This window comes from Acidianus infernus (genome assembly GCF_009729545.1).
Classification (GTDB): Archaea; Thermoproteota; Thermoprotei_A; order Sulfolobales; family Sulfolobaceae; genus Acidianus; species Acidianus infernus.
Genome location: NZ_WFIY01000004.1, coordinates 2,037,064 through 2,052,340, shown reverse-complemented (window position 1 = coordinate 2,052,340; position 15,277 = coordinate 2,037,064). Strand labels below are relative to the sequence as shown.

20 protein-coding genes and 1 pseudogene are annotated in these 15,277 nt (G+C 37.3%); 9 read left to right on the top strand and 12 right to left on the bottom strand.

Translation table 11 applies throughout. The features are described 5' to 3' along the window. Positions 1-34: 34 nt before the first annotated feature. The 4 genes from D1867_RS11530 to D1867_RS11515 all read right to left on the bottom strand — a co-directional run bounded on the left by D1867_RS11530 (position 35) and on the right by D1867_RS11515 (position 3,066). Positions 35-1,369 (bottom strand): CoB--CoM heterodisulfide reductase iron-sulfur subunit B family protein, encoded by a 1,335-nt coding sequence (locus D1867_RS11530; protein ID WP_013776487.1) that lies wholly within the window; start codon positions 1,367-1,369, stop codon positions 35-37. A gap of 122 nt (positions 1,370-1,491) precedes the next feature. Then, complete coding sequence (locus tag D1867_RS11525) at positions 1,492-2,325, bottom strand: 4Fe-4S dicluster domain-containing protein (protein WP_013776488.1); 834 nt, start codon at positions 2,323-2,325, stop codon at positions 1,492-1,494. Positions 2,326-2,396: 71 nt separating this feature from the next. Continuing rightward, positions 2,397-2,639, bottom strand: coding sequence for a sulfurtransferase TusA family protein (locus D1867_RS11520; protein WP_013776489.1), 243 nt, complete (start codon positions 2,637-2,639; stop codon positions 2,397-2,399). Between the two features lie 10 nt (positions 2,640-2,649). Then, the gene (locus D1867_RS11515; protein ID WP_048054718.1) at positions 2,650-3,066 is read right to left on the bottom strand and encodes a DsrE/DsrF/DrsH-like family protein; all 417 of its coding nucleotides are present in this window, start codon (positions 3,064-3,066) and stop codon (positions 2,650-2,652) included. Between the two features lie 155 nt (positions 3,067-3,221). Here D1867_RS11515 and D1867_RS11510 point away from each other — a divergent pair, with 155 nt between their 5' ends. From D1867_RS11510 to D1867_RS11495, 4 genes are read left to right on the top strand one after another with little or no spacing between them, the layout of a single operon-like run. Further along, the gene (locus tag D1867_RS11510; protein ID WP_013776491.1) at positions 3,222-3,605 is read left to right on the top strand and encodes a DsrE family protein; all 384 of its coding nucleotides are present in this window, start codon (positions 3,222-3,224) and stop codon (positions 3,603-3,605) included. 5 nt (positions 3,606-3,610) lie between these two features. After that, positions 3,611-4,936 carry a dihydrolipoyl dehydrogenase family protein gene (locus D1867_RS11505; RefSeq protein ID WP_420809280.1) on the top strand — a complete coding sequence of 442 codons (1,326 nt, stop codon included), beginning with the start codon at positions 3,611-3,613 and terminating at the stop codon, positions 4,934-4,936. Beyond that, positions 4,929-5,270: a hypothetical protein gene (locus tag D1867_RS11500; RefSeq protein ID WP_155864248.1), complete on the top strand. Its 342-nt coding sequence runs from the start codon at positions 4,929-4,931 to the stop codon at positions 5,268-5,270. The genes D1867_RS11505 and D1867_RS11500 overlap by 8 nt, the downstream gene beginning before the upstream one ends. After that, positions 5,267-5,803 (top strand): thioredoxin family protein, encoded by a 537-nt coding sequence (locus tag D1867_RS11495; RefSeq protein WP_013776494.1) that lies wholly within the window; start codon positions 5,267-5,269, stop codon positions 5,801-5,803. Before D1867_RS11500 ends, D1867_RS11495 begins: the two co-directional genes overlap by 4 nt. An 89-nt stretch (positions 5,804-5,892) precedes the next feature. On the opposite strand, the gene D1867_RS11490 is transcribed toward D1867_RS11495, so the two are convergent. The 3 genes from D1867_RS11490 to D1867_RS11480 form a co-directional block, all read right to left on the bottom strand. Continuing rightward, positions 5,893-6,213: a PIN domain-containing protein gene (locus D1867_RS11490; protein WP_013776495.1), complete on the bottom strand. Its 321-nt coding sequence runs from the start codon at positions 6,211-6,213 to the stop codon at positions 5,893-5,895. 83 nt (positions 6,214-6,296) lie between these two features. After that, on the bottom strand, positions 6,297-7,316 hold the full coding sequence (locus tag D1867_RS11485; protein ID WP_013776496.1) for a histone deacetylase family protein: 1,020 nt from the start codon (positions 7,314-7,316) through the stop codon (positions 6,297-6,299). Between the two features lies 1 nt (position 7,317). Further along, the gene (locus tag D1867_RS11480) at positions 7,318-7,578 is read right to left on the bottom strand and encodes a sulfurtransferase TusA family protein (RefSeq protein ID WP_013776497.1); all 261 of its coding nucleotides are present in this window, start codon (positions 7,576-7,578) and stop codon (positions 7,318-7,320) included. 121 nt (positions 7,579-7,699) lie between these two features. On the opposite strand from D1867_RS11480, the gene D1867_RS11475 reads away from it, so the two are divergent. Further along, entirely contained in the window at positions 7,700-8,041 is a 342-nt protein-coding gene (locus D1867_RS11475; RefSeq protein ID WP_013776498.1) for a hypothetical protein, read from the top strand. Here D1867_RS11475 and D1867_RS11470 read toward each other — a convergent pair. Further along, a complete protein-coding gene (locus D1867_RS11470) occupies positions 8,029-8,205 on the bottom strand; it encodes a YHS domain-containing protein (RefSeq protein ID WP_013776499.1) in 177 nt (58 codons plus the stop codon). The two genes, D1867_RS11475 and D1867_RS11470, sit on opposite strands and share 13 nt — an antisense overlap. Positions 8,206-9,714: 1,509 nt before the next feature. Here D1867_RS11470 and tsaA point away from each other — a divergent pair. The 3 genes from tsaA (at position 9,715) to D1867_RS11455 (ending at position 10,825) form a co-directional block, all read left to right on the top strand. Continuing rightward, positions 9,715-10,149 carry a tRNA (N6-threonylcarbamoyladenosine(37)-N6)-methyltransferase TrmO gene (gene tsaA / locus D1867_RS11465; RefSeq protein WP_155864247.1) on the top strand — a complete coding sequence of 145 codons (435 nt, stop codon included), beginning with the start codon at positions 9,715-9,717 and terminating at the stop codon, positions 10,147-10,149. Between the two features lie 84 nt (positions 10,150-10,233). Further along, positions 10,234-10,437 carry a HEPN domain-containing protein gene (locus D1867_RS11460; RefSeq protein WP_155864246.1) on the top strand — a complete coding sequence of 68 codons (204 nt, stop codon included), beginning with the start codon at positions 10,234-10,236 and terminating at the stop codon, positions 10,435-10,437. A gap of 229 nt (positions 10,438-10,666) precedes the next feature. Continuing rightward, the gene (locus D1867_RS11455) at positions 10,667-10,825 is read left to right on the top strand and encodes a hypothetical protein (RefSeq protein WP_205737153.1); all 159 of its coding nucleotides are present in this window, start codon (positions 10,667-10,669) and stop codon (positions 10,823-10,825) included. Between the two features lie 71 nt (positions 10,826-10,896). On the opposite strand, the gene D1867_RS11450 is transcribed toward D1867_RS11455, so the two are convergent. From D1867_RS11450 to D1867_RS11435, 4 genes and pseudogenes are all read right to left on the bottom strand, one after another. Then, positions 10,897-12,033 (bottom strand): hypothetical protein, encoded by a 1,137-nt coding sequence (locus D1867_RS11450; RefSeq protein WP_155864245.1) that lies wholly within the window; start codon positions 12,031-12,033, stop codon positions 10,897-10,899. Positions 12,034-12,067: 34 nt separating this feature from the next. Next, positions 12,068-12,552: pseudogene (locus D1867_RS11445) on the bottom strand (RNA-guided endonuclease TnpB family protein); the annotation flags it as partial. Between the two features lie 233 nt (positions 12,553-12,785). Then, positions 12,786-14,093, bottom strand: coding sequence for a mercury(II) reductase (merA, locus tag D1867_RS11440; protein ID WP_155864244.1), 1,308 nt, complete (start codon positions 14,091-14,093; stop codon positions 12,786-12,788). Continuing rightward, entirely contained in the window at positions 14,090-14,242 is a 153-nt protein-coding gene (locus D1867_RS11435) for a TA0938 family protein (RefSeq protein WP_155864243.1), read from the bottom strand. The genes merA and D1867_RS11435 overlap by 4 nt, the downstream gene beginning before the upstream one ends. 784 nt (positions 14,243-15,026) lie before the next feature. On the opposite strand from D1867_RS11435, the gene D1867_RS11430 reads away from it, so the two are divergent. Continuing rightward, positions 15,027-15,251, top strand: coding sequence for an AbrB/MazE/SpoVT family DNA-binding domain-containing protein (locus D1867_RS11430; protein ID WP_155864242.1), 225 nt, complete (start codon positions 15,027-15,029; stop codon positions 15,249-15,251). Positions 15,252-15,277: the final 26 nt, after the last annotated feature.

Genomic DNA, 15,277 nt, shown 5'->3' with positions numbered 1-15,277 from the left:
AATTTATTTAATAAAATTAATTAAAAAGATTTGCTTAACTTGATTTTGCAGTTTGCGCACTTTCTCCTTTGTACCACTTTACTCTTTCTGGCAATGCTAAGTAGAAATCGATCTTCCTGTGAGGTTTATATAAGTACTCTGGTTGTGCCTTTCCTTCTCTCAAGTCTGCTAGATATTGCAAGAACTTCTCCTTATAATCATCAACTGGGACTCCTATCTTCCTTAGGAAGCCTTCTACGTCAGTCGCATGCCAGTGTATTTGTCCTATCTTATATGGGTCTGCACCCATTGCTATTGCAGCAAACTGCGCGTCTGATAATACCGGTAAGTTATAATTAAATCCATGAGCTTTTCCTGCCCATTGACTCTTATCTAAAGTTGTTACACAACCAGTGTCTGAAGTAACGAATACGTCAGCGTGAGCTTCCTCCACTGCTGGGATGACCTTCTTAAATAGTGCAAAGCTTCTTGAGAATTCCCTTTCTGTCAGGATGTGCCTAAATCCGAAACCACAGCAGTCCCACCAGGTTGAGTAATCAACTATTTTAGCTCCGAAGTTCTGTACGGTTCCAGTTGGTGCAGCAGGTCTCCTTCCTTGCCAAACTTCTGGGTCATATATTGTGTCTTCTGGGACTAACTTGTAAACGTGGCAGGGAGTATGTACTGCGACTTTAATGTTGCTTAAATCGTACTTCTTGTGCTGTGCAGCCTTCTTACTCATCGTATATAACCATTCAGAGTAGTGAACCACTTCCTCCGGAATTACTATGTCCATTCCTAGTTTCCTCATTATAGGCCTTAATTTCTCTCTTACTTCCTTGTGCAATATTATCATATTCCTAACTTCCTTATAATGACCAAAAGATGTTCCGCAATGGATTAATGGGAAGTAGTCTATTTCATAAGCTCTCCACATGTTCCTTACGTAAACTCCAGCTAAAGCTACTGGGTTAGATGCTCCAGATGCGTGATAATTCCAGCCGGTACAAGAAGTTTGGTGAGGCTCGTCCATGTAATCAATTTCTAACTTATTCATTATCCAGAATACTGAAGTTGGATAACCAGGGATGTGACCACACTGCCCACAGCTCTTATGATTCCATAACCTTGTAGTTGGTATTGTCTTTGGAAAACCGTTCAAAGATTGCATTTTTACAGGGTTATTATAAGGCTTAATGTGGTGTACTATTATTTCTCCTTCGTCCTCTAATTTCTCCATTTCTTCTTTTACGTGCTGTAAACCGTGTGGCGTGCTGTATCTATAAATTATCCTTTGGTATACTTCGTTCCAATCTACTACGTCTGCATAAGGGAAGGCATTTTTAATCTCTTCCTGCAATTTTTTATCTACATTTTCTTGTTCCGACATACAAATTCCCCTTTAACTATACATTTGTTAGAATGGAATAAAAACTTTACTTATTAAACATTTTATGAAACATAGAATAAGTTTTCTAAAATATCACAAATTATGTAAAAAAGGAAACTAACTTAAAGATCTAACCAGCTGTCAGGAAGGTCTTCTTCCTTAAGCTCTCCCTTTTCCCACTTCTCCTTAATTTCCTCCAATTGTTGCTTCCTCTCGTCGTAAATGTCAGCAATCATATCATATAAGTCTGGGTCGACTTTCTTTATAGAGTCCATTACTCCCGATTCGAACATTATAGTCATCATTTCGACTGCTGTTTGAAGTGAGGGGTGCCATCCAACGTCTGTCCTTTGTAATAAATCAACTGGAACCGCCTTTCTGTAAACGTCCATGTTCTTTGATTCCTCAACCGCTTGAGGACCCCAGTCGGGGAATGCCTCAGGTTGAATCATATCTGGAGTTACTTGGTTTCCTAAAGTAAGGACAGTGTATAATACTCTTCTATAAGGAGCCAGAATTTCTTTAGCAGAAGGTAGTGCAAATTGAACTGCGTATTCTCTTAAGAGCATTATTAATCCGGCAATCTCGTTATTGAAGGGGCACCTCATTGAACAAGTATAACATTGCACGCACGCCCAAACTTTCTTGTTCACGAATTCCCATATTTTATCCGCCTCATCTCTCATCATGTATTGTATCATTTCTCTAGGTCCGAAATCGTAGAACTTAGCTGCAGGACAACCGGAAGTACAAACTCCGCAGTTTAGACACCCCCTTAAATACTCGTTAAATCTAAAATCGGATTTAACTGCCTTCCAGAACTCTTCAGCCAATTGCCTCTGATCTGGAGGAAGTCTATCTAAGTTCCTTTGTTCTTCTGGCAGAGCTCCTTGCTCTTCATAAGACATATCGAGAAATCTTGGGTCGTCCGGTAATTGTAGAACCTTAGTTGCCATTTAACTCACATCTTTTAATTAACAAAAGAGACTTATAAGTTTTGTTTTAAAAAAATGTAAAATTAAATAACTTACTTTGTCCTCTTAATTAACACTCTAAGTACGCCGTTCTCTTGCTTCATGTCAATTATTTGATGTCCAGTTCTCCTAGCCCATGCCTCTAAATCGGACTTTGCTGCAGGGTCTGTTGCGTAAACCTCTAGGACTTCTCCGACGTTTATTGTCTTTATTGCCTTAGCAGTCTCTAAAACCGGTCCTGGACAGAACATCCCCTTTAAATCTAGGGTTTTAGCTATTTTTACTTCCTGTGACATGCGGATCACCTTAAATAAACAGGGTAGTCCCACCTTCTGCTCTATCTAAGAATGTTGCAACTCCAACTACGTCATCAACAAAATCAGCTAAGTCTTCTCTCTTTAATCCGAAGAATTCCATTGTTGTTGAGCAAGCGTAAACTTTTACCTCTCCAACTTCCTTAGCTTGCATGATTAACTGATCCCAAGTTGGGTACTTCATTTCCTGCATTCTTTGCATCATAACTGGGCCGAATTGCTCGTAGTTCTTATCAATTGGCTGAGGCTGTCCAATTGACTTCTTAGTTAATGCTTGAAGTCCCCAAAAAGTGAAGAATAAGTTTACTTCATAACCCGCTGCCGCAGCACCAGACGTCAAAATTCCTACCGGCATTAATTTATCTATTGTTCCAGAGAACACTATTATTGATAACTTTTTACTTCCCAACTTTTACACCTAAATATCATTTATCTTAAAAATATTTAAGCTTTTTGGTATTGCTTTATTTTCTAAATAAACTTATAAAATGCTCTACGAGAATGTAACGTGATTTTGTTTGATAAAAAATATAAGGAACTAAAATTAAATAAATCAAGATAAACATGTCTCAAGAACAAGAGCAGAAAAAGAAGATACTAATAGTAGTAACTCACGGTCCAGAAGATTTGGACAGAACTTACGCACCACTATTCATGGCCTCAATAGCTGCATCAATGGAATATGAAACCTCAGTATTCTTCATGATTAAGGGACCACTATTATTATCAAAAGCTTGGCAGGAAGAAGAGAGGAAAAAAGGAAACAACCCATTCATACACTTCTTCGACATGGCAAGGGATAACGGAGTAAAAATGTACGTTTGTATACAAAGCCTTAAAGACATGTGCCACATGAACGAGAGTGATGTAGTTGACGGAGTAGAATTAGTAGGAGGGTCAACACTAATAGATTTAACGATGGATGCGGATAGAACATTATTCTTCTGATGGGCATGTATGTGGTAATAGGCGGCGGCTCTGCAGGATACGTAGCAGGTAGCGTATTAGGGAGAGAAGGGAAGGAAGTAGTAGTAATAGAAAAAGGAAAGTTCGGAGGAGTTTGCGTAAACTCTGGTTGTGTACCAAGTATTTTTCTTTCAGATATTTCATTTCTTTTTTCTAGATTAAATGAGATTGGCAATTATAAAGGATTAGAAATTAGTGTAACCGACTCTAAAGAAAATTTTTTCTCAAAAAGAAATGAAATTATTGAATACTTATCTAATGCAGGAAAGGAGCTGGTTAAAAACTCCGGAGCGGAAGTAATTGAAGGAGAGGCAAAGATTGTATCTCCTAACGAAGTCGAAGTTGAAGGAAAAAGAATAGCTTTCGACAAACTAATAATTGCCACTGGATCAATACCTTTAAAACCTAGCATTAAGGGAATTGAAAGGGCCATAAGCGAAGACGAAGCGATAAACCTAAATTACGTTCCCTCATCACTAGTAGTAATAGGCGGAGGCTACGCAGGAGTAGAAATTGCACAAATATATGCAAGGTTGGGTAGCGAAGTAACTCTCATTACTAGAGGAAAGATAATGAAATACTTAGACGAAGACGGGCAGAAGATAATAAAAGACAGCCTCGAGTGGGACGGAGTGGAATTAATAGAGAACTGCGAAGTTGAGGAAATAAGGGAGCACGAAGTGGTGACAAAAAAAGGAATGAGAAAGAAAGGTGAGGTAGTAGTTTACGCAACGGGTAGGAAGCCCAACTTCCCCAAGGGAATTGATAAGCTTGGAATAAAATATAACGACAATGGAATAGTTGTTAACGACTTACTGCAGACTACTAACTCGAGAGTTTATTCCGCAGGAGATGTAATAGATAAGGAAAAGAAAGTAGCCCACGTTGCAATGCTTGAGGGAATAATTTCCGCATTAAACTCCATGGGAAAAATGGAGAGGATTAACTATTTTTCAGTTCCCCAAGTAGTTTACACTGATCCACAAATAGGCGTAGTAGGAGATAGAAAACTAGCAGTAAAAGAGTGCAAGTTCCCCCTATCTGCAACAACTAGGGCCATAATAAAAGGCTTAAGAGAAGGTTATGCTAAAATAGGCATTGACGAAAGAGGTAAAATAGTCTACGGAGAAGTAGTTGCAGACGTAGCAGAAGAACTTGTGAACGAGCTGGCAATTGCGATAAAGGCGGGAATGACTTGTAAAGATCTCGCTTTTACAGCTTTAGTCCACCCTTCATTGTCAGAAAGCATGATAAACGCATGCAGAGGATTCTTTAACTTAGACGTGGATAGATTTAAGGATAAAAATGCTTGAAAAATACTTGGAAGAAAAAGGTTACAAGTTAAGGGTTGAAGGAGATAGAAAAATAGTCGACATGAACGATTATTCCTTTTATATAATAGGTGGAAACAAGTGCGTCTTCCCAATTCCTCTACCCACTGGAAAGGAAAGCCTAGACGATTTAGTTAACATGGGCATCCAATACGCTAGGGCTTCAAGGTTAGTACAAAGCTTAGGTTCCCCGGTTTCTTATTCCGTTGAAGGCTCATCAGTTTTAGTAATTAAGGAATTCAAGGACGAGAAGGAGTTAGAAAACAAACTGATAGACGCAATGGATAAAATAGAAAGTTTGAGGTATTTCGTATGAGCTACGACCCAATAATTAAACAGTACTCTAACGTAATAAAAGGGTTAAAAATCGAGGAATGCCTAGCAGATGAGCTTTTTGAAGAAATGAAGGTAAATAACGAAATAGTGAAGATAGAAGGCTGTAATAGGCCGGTAATTAAAGTAGAAAAAGAAGGGAGGAGATTCTTTACTTACTATGGAGTCCCAGAAATTAACGAACTCTGGCCTTTCCTCAATGCTTTAGTTAGGATATCTTCCAATACCGTTCACCTGCAGGCGGATGAAATGGAATTAGCAAAGAAGTTGAAAGGAAACTTAAAGCTCTTCGTTACTGCAACTTGTACTCATTGTCCTGCGGTCGCTGAACTATTTTACCAAATTTCAATAGTTAACGAGAGCGTAAACCTTGAGATATACGACGTGGACGTTTATGAGGAGTACATAGATAAATACCACGTATTAAGTACTCCTAAAATAGTATATAATGAGAAAGAATTCCCATCATTTCCCCCGTTAATACTTTTAAAAATGCTCGCAAAGAGCACACAGTAATCTCAGTTCGTGCTGAGAAAACTTTGCAGGACGTTAAGTGTAGACGAAAAGTAATACTACTAGAGAAGCTAAAGCGATAAAAGAGCATTTCAAATAATAATGACTTTTACTCCTTCCTTCTCTGCAAATTCCTTAACTTTATCGTCTGCGGTTATTAAATAATAATTAAGGTCTTTAGCCAAAAGCACTGCTTCAGTTTCCTCAACGCTTAACCCTTCTAAAGGTTGGAATTTATGAGAGTAAGCTAAAACCTTAACTCCTTCATCTAAAGCCTTATCTACGTCTATCCCCTTCTTTAACGCAAAAGATAAGCCAGAGGTCGTAATTATTAAGGAATATTTTCCTTTAAACTTTTCAACAACCTCGTCCAATCTTTTAAAAAGATTTGGAGATATAACCGCATACTCCATGATTTAAAGTAGAATAGAGACGATTAAAAGCTCTTCTTACCAGTTTTTCATATTTCAACTTATCTAAAGAAAAAGAGCTTTAATTAAGAATGATTCTTAACAAAACTTGAATAAAAAGTTTTCAAAATTTCATCGACTTCCTGCCTAACTATTTCAGCGTTTCCCATAGTTTCCTCCTCCGGGTTATCTTTCTTTCCTAGGTAGCCCAAAATGTATTCAAACATGCATAAAGCAGAGCTCTCTCCATAGCCTCCACCGCCGTATGATATTACCTTAAAATTCAACTCTCTCTGAAGCCTCCTAACCTTCTGACCCAGATAGTTGAAGGAATTGGCAGACAAATTAAGGAAATGTAGGCTGTCGTCCTTATGGCCATCAACTCCAGCGTTTACCAAAAGATAATCCGGGCGGAAGTCCTCCAAAACTTGAGTAACTTTCAAAGCCTCAGCAAAGGCGTCATCTCCAGAACCCCTAGGTAACGGGATATTCAAATTCAACCCCTTCCCTTTTCCCTCTCCTATTTCGTCCATTTTACCGTCTCCGGGGAAGAAATGACCGTCGTAACCAAAGATGTTTATCTTGAGTACTTCGTCAGAATAAAGTATCCTCTGTAGCCCGTTACCGTGGTGGGCGTCAACGTCAAGTATTGCAACCCTCCTAGTTTTACTTAGAATTTTTGCTGCAATTGCAATGTCGTTTATAGGGCAGAACCCCATTGCCCTGCAGGGCAGCGCGTGGTGAAAACCACCTAGAGGAACGTAAATGAAATCAAGGAAGGAAGAGAATTTAATTGCCGTAATACTCCCACCTAGGATTAAAAGCACGTCGTCAAACATTCCTGGATAATGAACGGTGTCACCTTCGTCCAAAAAACCTATATAAGGAGAATTACTCGCTTCCTTCAGTTTCCTCAAGTATTCCTTGGAATGGACTACGAGCAAATCTTCTTCCTTTGCGGGCTCAGGTTTAATGAAAAGGATCTCATCTTTTATTCCCTCAAGTAGTTCCCTAAACTTCCTTATTCTAGCCTTAGCTATATCCCTTATCATGGGATGAGAAAAAGAGATATTAAGAAACCTATCGTCCCAAATTACTCCTATCATTTCAGCAACCGGTAAAGTCGCTTAAATCAACTTTCTTCTTTTCTCCCTTTTTCTCTATAATTAGAGTAAAAACCCCGTCCTTTTCCTCGTGTTGAAGAACTTTACAGTTAGCTAAGTCCATGAGCTGGAGCAACATTTCGTCACATTTAGGATCTTTATATAGAACTTTTAACTGTTCCCCTCCTTTCATTTCCATTATCTTCGCAGAGACTTTGAGGAAAGGTTCTGGGCATTCAAGGCTTACCAAGTTTAGTTCTTCCATAAAATTATGAAAATCAAAAAAGTAAATAAGTTTTTAACAAGTAGACTGGCATCTTGACGTCAAAGGAGTAGCAAAGCCTTATAAGTACCGCAATAAAAATATTACTGTGTCATCTTCACCAATGCAAATAGAGGCAAAAAAGGTAGCAGCCCTTTACGCAAGGTGGTTAAGGTTACCGGAAGATGCGTTATTTCACGGAGGAAGAGGCCCAGTAATGAAAATTTATGATGCATTAAAAAGCGCTAAAAACAAGGATGATATAAAGTCGATCCTAGACCTTTCAAAGTATGAAATGGAGAAGCAAACGCTTAACGACCTAACAAGGTTGGTTAATGAAATCCTTAACAGGATACAAAACATGAACGACTCAGATGCCGTAGCTTTTACCTTGGAAGTATTTAGGTATTTCCAAATAGCTTTAGCCACAAAGATTGAGGACATAAAGAAAGGCTATTGGGCTTGACTACCGCTGTTCTTACAATTATAAACAAACCTCTCAGGGTTCTGTCTAAAAGCTAATTGGCAAATTTCAGTATCGAAATAGTAAACAATTCCATTATACATTTCTTTATAGGGAGAACACTCTGCTTCAAACAGCCTATTGCAAACTGGGCAAATTACCTTCATAAAGGAAAATAAAAACGGAAGTTTATAAAATGAGCTCCAGCAGTGTGCAAAAGAATACAAAGCTCTCCCGTTTCCACCATAGAGTATTCAAAATCCAACTAAGAGACGATAATGAATCACGACTTTCCACAATTGGAATTGTTCGGAGGAGTGTAGAGCCAATAAAGAAATTTAAACTCCCATCCCTACCCTTGCAAATTTTTTGCTAAACAGTTGTTGCACATGAGTTTTAGGAAAGTCGCTCTCGTTTCAGACCTAACTACAGCGATAAGGAAACGTCATAAGCCTTATTTAATTCAAAGAAGTATCTACTCTCTCATTGAAAAAACCTTGAGTCATATACGCCAATGTAACATGAAGTATATAACGTCCTCCTTGAAAGGCGCATGTGCTAATAATTTCTGACTTCCTCCCGGAAGGTTTCTCTCCCAAGGGGCTCATCAATTCGAGCACAGAGGAATACTGGGGAGAAGCGTCATTATACTAAAAACTTTCTTAGGCTATACATCCCCTTTCCGCCACATTTATTGTAAGCCAGAGTCTTGTAATAAACGCTGTCGTCTACAGCATAAAACCCATCAATACTGTCTTTGAAGCCAAGAAAGAATGCGCAGTTTTCTCATCAAAATTTCTCTGAAAAGTAAAGGGGCATCATAATTCTTGCTCCACATTCGCGTTACTACTTCTAGGACGTGGTGAACAGTTTTTATTTTATCGGCGTTGTTAAAAGTAGGTCTAAGGTCGTATTTATAAATCTCTTTAAAAATATAACTATCCGTCCTATTGAACGATGTTCTGTATATTTTATCATTTTCTAAAAGGATTTTAACGAGATGGTACTAATATAAAACCATAATTGACGAATTTATGTAATGAAGAGTTCGATAGTTATTAAAACGATAAAGTTTGAATCTCAATGAGACCATTACGAGAATCTCTAGACTAATTGAAGACCGTATTAAATCTATTTCTTAAACCGTATACAACTTCATAATATATACTCATAACCGAATATTAGGTGTCAAAATCTTACTAATGTCTGTAGTTCAGAGTATAAGCTGAATTCTTGTCTATGTGTCACACAAAGGATAGTAACAAGTTTTTAGAAATCGAGAATAAGGAGGACTTTGAGAAGTTTAAGAAGATTTGTTAAAAATAGCTAGAGAAAAAGCTAAGGGTCATGTCCATTCTTATGAGACTATAACTGTGGGGAGATGTACTTAACACCTAGCGAATTTGCTGAAATTTAGGTGAAGGGAGGGAAAATCAACGGTGGAGGATTCAATATGGTGAAGAGGTTATTAAGCGGTAGAGTACAAGGGTTTCCTCAATCAGAAGGACGAATTAAGCGTGTTGGGGAAGTCGATAATATGGATGGGAGTGTGTTTCCCTCGAAGATGATCCTTTAAGCCCTTGAGAAGTTACGCCACGAGTAAACACTTAGGAATAATTTATGAAATTGAATAGCAGACTTCAATGATTTTATTTCTTTAGCCTCGACTTTATATTATGGATTGTTGCTTTAACTACATAGGTTTCGTGAGGAGAGAAGATAATTCTGCCTCAAGGAATTCCGTAGTTAGAATAGTGATTAAAGAGGAATACGTTGAAGGACTAAAAGGTGTTGAAGAGTTCTCTCACTTAATAATTATTTATCATCTTCATCTAGCTAACCTCAACAAGGGTCTAAAAAGAGTGAGAGGAGGAGTAGAGGTAGGAGTTTTTGCTACAAGGTCTCAGCACAGACCTAACCCAATAGGGATTTCAGTGGTTGAACTAATTAAGAGGGAAGGCAACACCTTGTACGTTAAAGGAATAAATGCCTTTGACGGAACTCCAGTCCTTGATATCAAACCTTATGACGAATGGGATTCAATTCTTAACCCAAAAGTGCCAGAATGGCACAAGATAGAAATGAGATCACGGGTTACCGACTCTTTCTAAGTTCTCTATTTCCTTTAGAAGTTTCTCTAATTCTATTTTAACAAAATCTAAGGTATATGAGTTATATTTCAAATATTCAGTTTAATGAACTATAAGGAATGGATAGAGCAGGAAGATCTAGATACTGCAAAAGTTCTTTTAACTAACGGGAAATGTTATGCTTCTGCCTTCCATTCTCAGCAAGCAGTAGATAAATCATCAAAGTCCCTTGTAATTTATCTTTGGAAAAGATCCTGTAAGACGCATTTACTTATAGAGAAGGAAGGACTGAATCCTTTTTCATGCTGAGTGAGTCTAACTATTTTGTTAAATTATACAAAATAAATGAGTAAAACTTTCCTAACCTAACGTGGGATTTTTGTTAAAAAATGTTTGATAACATTTTTATTAAATTAAGAGTTATTAAATGCGTCGAATTAGATGTTAATCTATTAATAAGTTTCAAATAAATTGTTGGACACACTCTAGAAATCCGTAAACAAACTCATGTTTTTACTTTAACTTCTCACGGTCTATTATGGAAGAGAAAGTAGCAGATTCAAAGGGTAGGTTATATCTAGGAAAGTGGTATGCTAATAAAAAACTCTATGTCGTAGATCTGGGAGGAGTTATTGTACTCCTTATACTTGCTTTGCGCAAGAAATTGGGAAGATTAAAAATATGGAAGATCTCGTGAATTTCCTCTAAGAATGAATAGTGTTAAAATTCTATAAGATAATAAAAACATTAAAGTCGACAAAAAATATTCTATAAATATCTTTTTCTAAAAAGTAAGAAAATTAAAGTTATAAATAAAATGCCTATGATAACTATGACTATCTTATCTGTTTTATTTACGTTAATAGTGTGAGCAATAGATTTTGTATAACTACTTTGAACCATAGACGCGATATAGGTAATGTTAGTACTAATAAATTTCCCTACACAACTACCATTTTCATAAAAATATACAACTTCTGGAAATGGAAGATAGAATGATTTACTCTTTACACAGTCTATTTCAGTGTAGTTATCAAAACTTATCAATATTTCCTTTTTAGGTATGAAAGAATAGTTAAAATAATAGAATGGTCTTATAGTTACGTTTTCTAATGGGGTAGAGTTTACAAAAAACCTTCCGTTAGCTATCCACAAACTACCCCTAGGAAAAGTATAAACTGTATTATTTACAATGACTACGCTAAAATTATATAATTCTTGTATACCTGCATTACCGTAAGTTATCCATACTGTACCTTTACTGAAATATGCGTAGCCGTTTATTGCACTTTCCCCTGTAGACCAAACTCCACTATAAGCTACTGGAGGAACATACCAGTTATTGTTATACCTATAATATTCCCTTATAGATACATTAAATCCCTTTGCGAGTTCTGCTACGGCACTGTTTCCATATCCCCCTATCACAGTTCCAGCGTTGTAGCCGGAATAAATTATTCCAAAAAATTTGCCCATGATGACACACGTTTTGTTTAATGTTAAAGTCGTGTTAGATATAAAGAATTCAATGCAAAGTGCGTTACTAGTGTTAGTCCAGATCGTAGTTATATTGAAAGTATAGCCTATTATGCCACTGTGACAAAACATATGATAAGCCCCATCATAATAAACGCTAGTTGTCCATATTACATCATAACCATATTTAGTAAGCATTACGGGCTCAATAACGTTTTGGACAAAGACATTACTACCATTTATATTTAGACATACATTTTCTTGAATCGAAATACCCGGAGATCCAGGCTCTAAAGATATGTTATATAAACTTACTATAGATTGAATCCCGCATGTTTGTACATAACCGAATTCGTATCCATAATCATACCCGGCATAAACTGTAGGAATAAAAATTATTAGAATAACAAGAAGGAATAATACCTTCATAAGTATTATTAAATTAACGTAAAATAAAAACCTATACCTTGAGAAAAGCTTTGTCATCCTTGATTGTTAGCATAGACTCCTTCATCTTCCAAGTTAAGTAGTCCTTTAGGTTTCTAGGATAGCCTAGTATTGGCAGTTCACCAACACTTGCTATCTTAACTGTCATTCTATCTAAGTCAGCATTATAACTTGCCTTTGGTGTTAGCCATACAGTGGGCTTATAAACGCGGGAAACCTACCCCTCTTGGGATTAAACTTGTAGATGGAGAGGGCATCACGATAGCAGTCCTCAGCGACCTTCGATGGTAGATTGTACTCTACCTTTAACTTTTCGTACAATCCGGCATGGACTTTGGAGAGTGTGTCCTTTTCTTCGGGGTTTTTCACGTTCTCTTTCATCCAGAATAGGGCAAAACGGAGTGCACTAACATAGTTGTTCACGAGGGCTAGGAGGGTGTTAGATAAACCAATCTTCATTGCGACAGTTGCTCTGATTGGGTTTTTCTCCCTCCTAGCTATTGAATGACAATAGGAGAAAGAGATTTTTAAATCTATAAGGGGGCTATCATTGACGAGGTTTTCCTTCCCCATTTTTGTAATCTGCACGATCTCATAGCTTTTCTATCGATAGAGGATATCTTCTCTTCCATATAACTTAAAAACAGCTATGTTTTATGATTTTCTCTAATTAGAAATTTCCACATTAGATCGAAGTTATTTTATCTCTCTAAGTATTTTAAGTTACTCGTATATTAAACGCAACAACTTAACTTTTTCACGTCCTTATAAAACGCTAAAGCAACTATCCTTAAAGACTCCGCTACTGTAGGGAATACGTGAACTGTATCTATAATATCATCTATCGTCATCCTATGCTTTATTGCCAATGCTGCCTCACCAATAAATTCTGCAGCATTCTCAGCCATTACATGAACTCCCATTATCCTCTTTGAGCCTTTCTCCACTACCATCTTTATTAAGCCCTTCTCTTCGTCAATTATTTGAGCCTTTACGATGTCTTTCATTTTTACAGTCCTGCTATCAAAATCTCCATCAAAGGAATTAAGCCCCACTCTTGCTAAATTTGGACGAGTAAATATGACTTGAGGAACACTAAGGAAGTCAATCTTCTTATGCTCTCCCTTAATTGCATTTCTCACCGCTACAGTTCCTTCATAACCCGCTAAGGCTTCCAACATTTTATCTCCTATTACGTCACCTGCAGCGTAAATGTTGGGGTTAGTAGTCTGAAGCTCGTCATTAACTTTTATTCCTCCCTTCTCGTTTAGTTCAACTCCTGCAGATGATAAATTCAAATCAACGTTAGGTTTCCTTCCAGTAGCCATGAGGATCTCTTCAGCCTCGACCTCACCTTTGTTTGTAACTACAACTTTACCGCCTTCTCCTTTCTTTACCTCCTTAACCTTAACGTCTGTGACTACGTAAATTCCTTTCTCCTCCAAGACTTTCTGTATCTCCAGAGAGATCTCAGGCTCCCAATCTGGAATGAGAGTTTTACTCCTCTGAAGGATTGCCACTTCAACGCCGAAATTTCTGTACATTTGAGAAAACTCCAATGCCTCTGCCCTACCGCCTATGATTACTAAAGAGGAGATTTTCCTATCGGGGTTTAGAGCCTCAACGTTAGTCCAGTATCCTAAGTCTTTTAATCCCGGAATTTCCGGGATAAAAGGAGAAGATCCGGTAGCTATAATGAACTTCTTACCTTCTATTACTTTATCCCCAACTTTTACCTCGTGAGGGGAAATAAAGTAAGCTTTACCTTCTATTAATTCCACGTCGTAATAACTGAGGACGTCCTCGTATTTTTCTTTCCTGGATCTATTTACGAACTGTTTGGTGTCTTCAAAAGACGAGAAAAAATCTCTTCCCTTTTCCCCTAAGTGGAGTAACCTCTTTGAAGGAACGCAACCTACGTTTACGCAAGTCCCTCCAATAGGGCCGTAACCTATTAAAACTGGCTTAATTCCCAGTTCATTTGCTTCAATAAGTGAAGCGAAACCTGCTGCTCCGTAACCTATTATTACTAGGTCTTTCATTTTAACCTAGCCTCAAATTTGTCAGCACAGTGGGAACAACAGAAGTAGTGCTTTTCCCCATTTATTACTCTAACGTAAACGTCGTCCTCAGTTAGGGGTGCACCGCATTGTTCGCATTTCAATTCGTCTTGATTTATTCTTATTTTCATTTTTTCTCAAATTTTCTTTACACTCTTTTGTTAAAAAATTTTCTCATAATGAACATATGCTTAATAAGAAGAAAAGAGATAGTAAGCAATAACAACGAAAGCCTTTTACTGGAACTGGGGTCATTTTTCCTGTACCTCCTCTCTGTCCATAGAAGGGTCGAGGCTTTATAAGACCAGGTTGGAGATAGTCTTCTACCTCTTAGACAAGGGTAAAGTCACAGTTCAAGATATGTCTAGAGATTCACAATTTCACACCACTTGTCTTACCTAAGAATAGTTAAAGTAGAAAAGAACGGTAAGTATTCAGAGTACTCAGTTAGTGATGAAGATGTTAAGGAGATAACCAGGCATACAAAGAACTACGGTAAATCCATTCTATCCTGCTAGAGGAGAACTAAATCGGTGAAATAAATGTCTAATCAATTCCCTCTCCCTTTTTTCTACATCCCTCTTTACATAAGGAATTTTTATATATCCAATAAAATGAGAAGGTAACAATTGACGAAATTTGTTTAACAAGGTTTCACATATATCTCCTTATTTCAACAAAATTGCTGACCATCATGACTCCAGTCCTTTCAGTTCTTCCTTAATCTCTCTGTTAACCTCAGTTAGCACAAACGACGAAATAAGGAAGTTATATAGAGAGTAATACTCTCCTCGAGTGGGGAATCTTCGGTGGGTAACAACGCGATAATAATTTAGGACCGTTAGAGGTTAATCGTACTTATTTGCTATTTAGTTGTAGTTAAAATTTATATATTAGTAACTCTCACTTTTTACTATGAAGGTAAAGGTTACTAGAAACTTTCAAGTTACTATACCTTCAGAGATAAGAGAAAAATTAGGTATAAAGGAAGGGGATTACGTGGAAGTAACTTTAGATGAAAGTAATGGGGTTATAATAATTAAACCGTACATAAGAAAGTGGACTACAATAAGATTGAATAGAAAAGTGGATCAAGAGGATATAGATAAGGCAGTTGAGGAGGCATTAAATGATAAATGAACGACAAGCCTCGCCCCTTCTAGGGG

Coding starts and splice junctions, on each gene's coding strand:
- D1867_RS11490 (WP_013776495.1), bottom strand. CDS start 6,213: ATGGAGTATGCGGTTATATCTCCAAATCTTTTTAAAAGATTGGACGAG.
- D1867_RS11480 (WP_013776497.1), bottom strand. CDS start 7,578: ATGGAAGAACTAAACTTGGTAAGCCTTGAATGCCCAGAACCTTTCCTC.
- D1867_RS11505 (WP_420809280.1), top strand. CDS start 3,611: ATGTATGTGGTAATAGGCGGCGGCTCTGCAGGATACGTAGCAGGTAGC.
- D1867_RS11485 (WP_013776496.1), bottom strand. CDS start 7,316: ATGATAGGAGTAATTTGGGACGATAGGTTTCTTAATATCTCTTTTTCT.
- tsaA (WP_155864247.1), top strand. CDS start 9,715: ATGGATTGTTGCTTTAACTACATAGGTTTCGTGAGGAGAGAAGATAAT.
- D1867_RS11460 (WP_155864246.1), top strand. CDS start 10,234: ATGAACTATAAGGAATGGATAGAGCAGGAAGATCTAGATACTGCAAAA.
- D1867_RS11510 (WP_013776491.1), top strand. CDS start 3,222: ATGTCTCAAGAACAAGAGCAGAAAAAGAAGATACTAATAGTAGTAACT.
- D1867_RS11500 (WP_155864248.1), top strand. CDS start 4,929: ATGCTTGAAAAATACTTGGAAGAAAAAGGTTACAAGTTAAGGGTTGAA.
- D1867_RS11430 (WP_155864242.1), top strand. CDS start 15,027: ATGAAGGTAAAGGTTACTAGAAACTTTCAAGTTACTATACCTTCAGAG.
- D1867_RS11475 (WP_013776498.1), top strand. CDS start 7,700: ATGCAAATAGAGGCAAAAAAGGTAGCAGCCCTTTACGCAAGGTGGTTA.
- D1867_RS11450 (WP_155864245.1), bottom strand. CDS start 12,033: ATGAAGGTATTATTCCTTCTTGTTATTCTAATAATTTTTATTCCTACA.
- D1867_RS11520 (WP_013776489.1), bottom strand. CDS start 2,639: ATGTCACAGGAAGTAAAAATAGCTAAAACCCTAGATTTAAAGGGGATG.
- D1867_RS11495 (WP_013776494.1), top strand. CDS start 5,267: ATGAGCTACGACCCAATAATTAAACAGTACTCTAACGTAATAAAAGGG.
- D1867_RS11470 (WP_013776499.1), bottom strand. CDS start 8,205: ATGAAGGTAATTTGCCCAGTTTGCAATAGGCTGTTTGAAGCAGAGTGT.
- merA (WP_155864244.1), bottom strand. CDS start 14,093: ATGAAAGACCTAGTAATAATAGGTTACGGAGCAGCAGGTTTCGCTTCA.
- D1867_RS11455 (WP_205737153.1), top strand. CDS start 10,667: ATGGAAGAGAAAGTAGCAGATTCAAAGGGTAGGTTATATCTAGGAAAG.
- D1867_RS11435 (WP_155864243.1), bottom strand. CDS start 14,242: ATGAAAATAAGAATAAATCAAGACGAATTGAAATGCGAACAATGCGGT.
- D1867_RS11530 (WP_013776487.1), bottom strand. CDS start 1,369: ATGTCGGAACAAGAAAATGTAGATAAAAAATTGCAGGAAGAGATTAAA.
- D1867_RS11525 (WP_013776488.1), bottom strand. CDS start 2,325: ATGGCAACTAAGGTTCTACAATTACCGGACGACCCAAGATTTCTCGAT.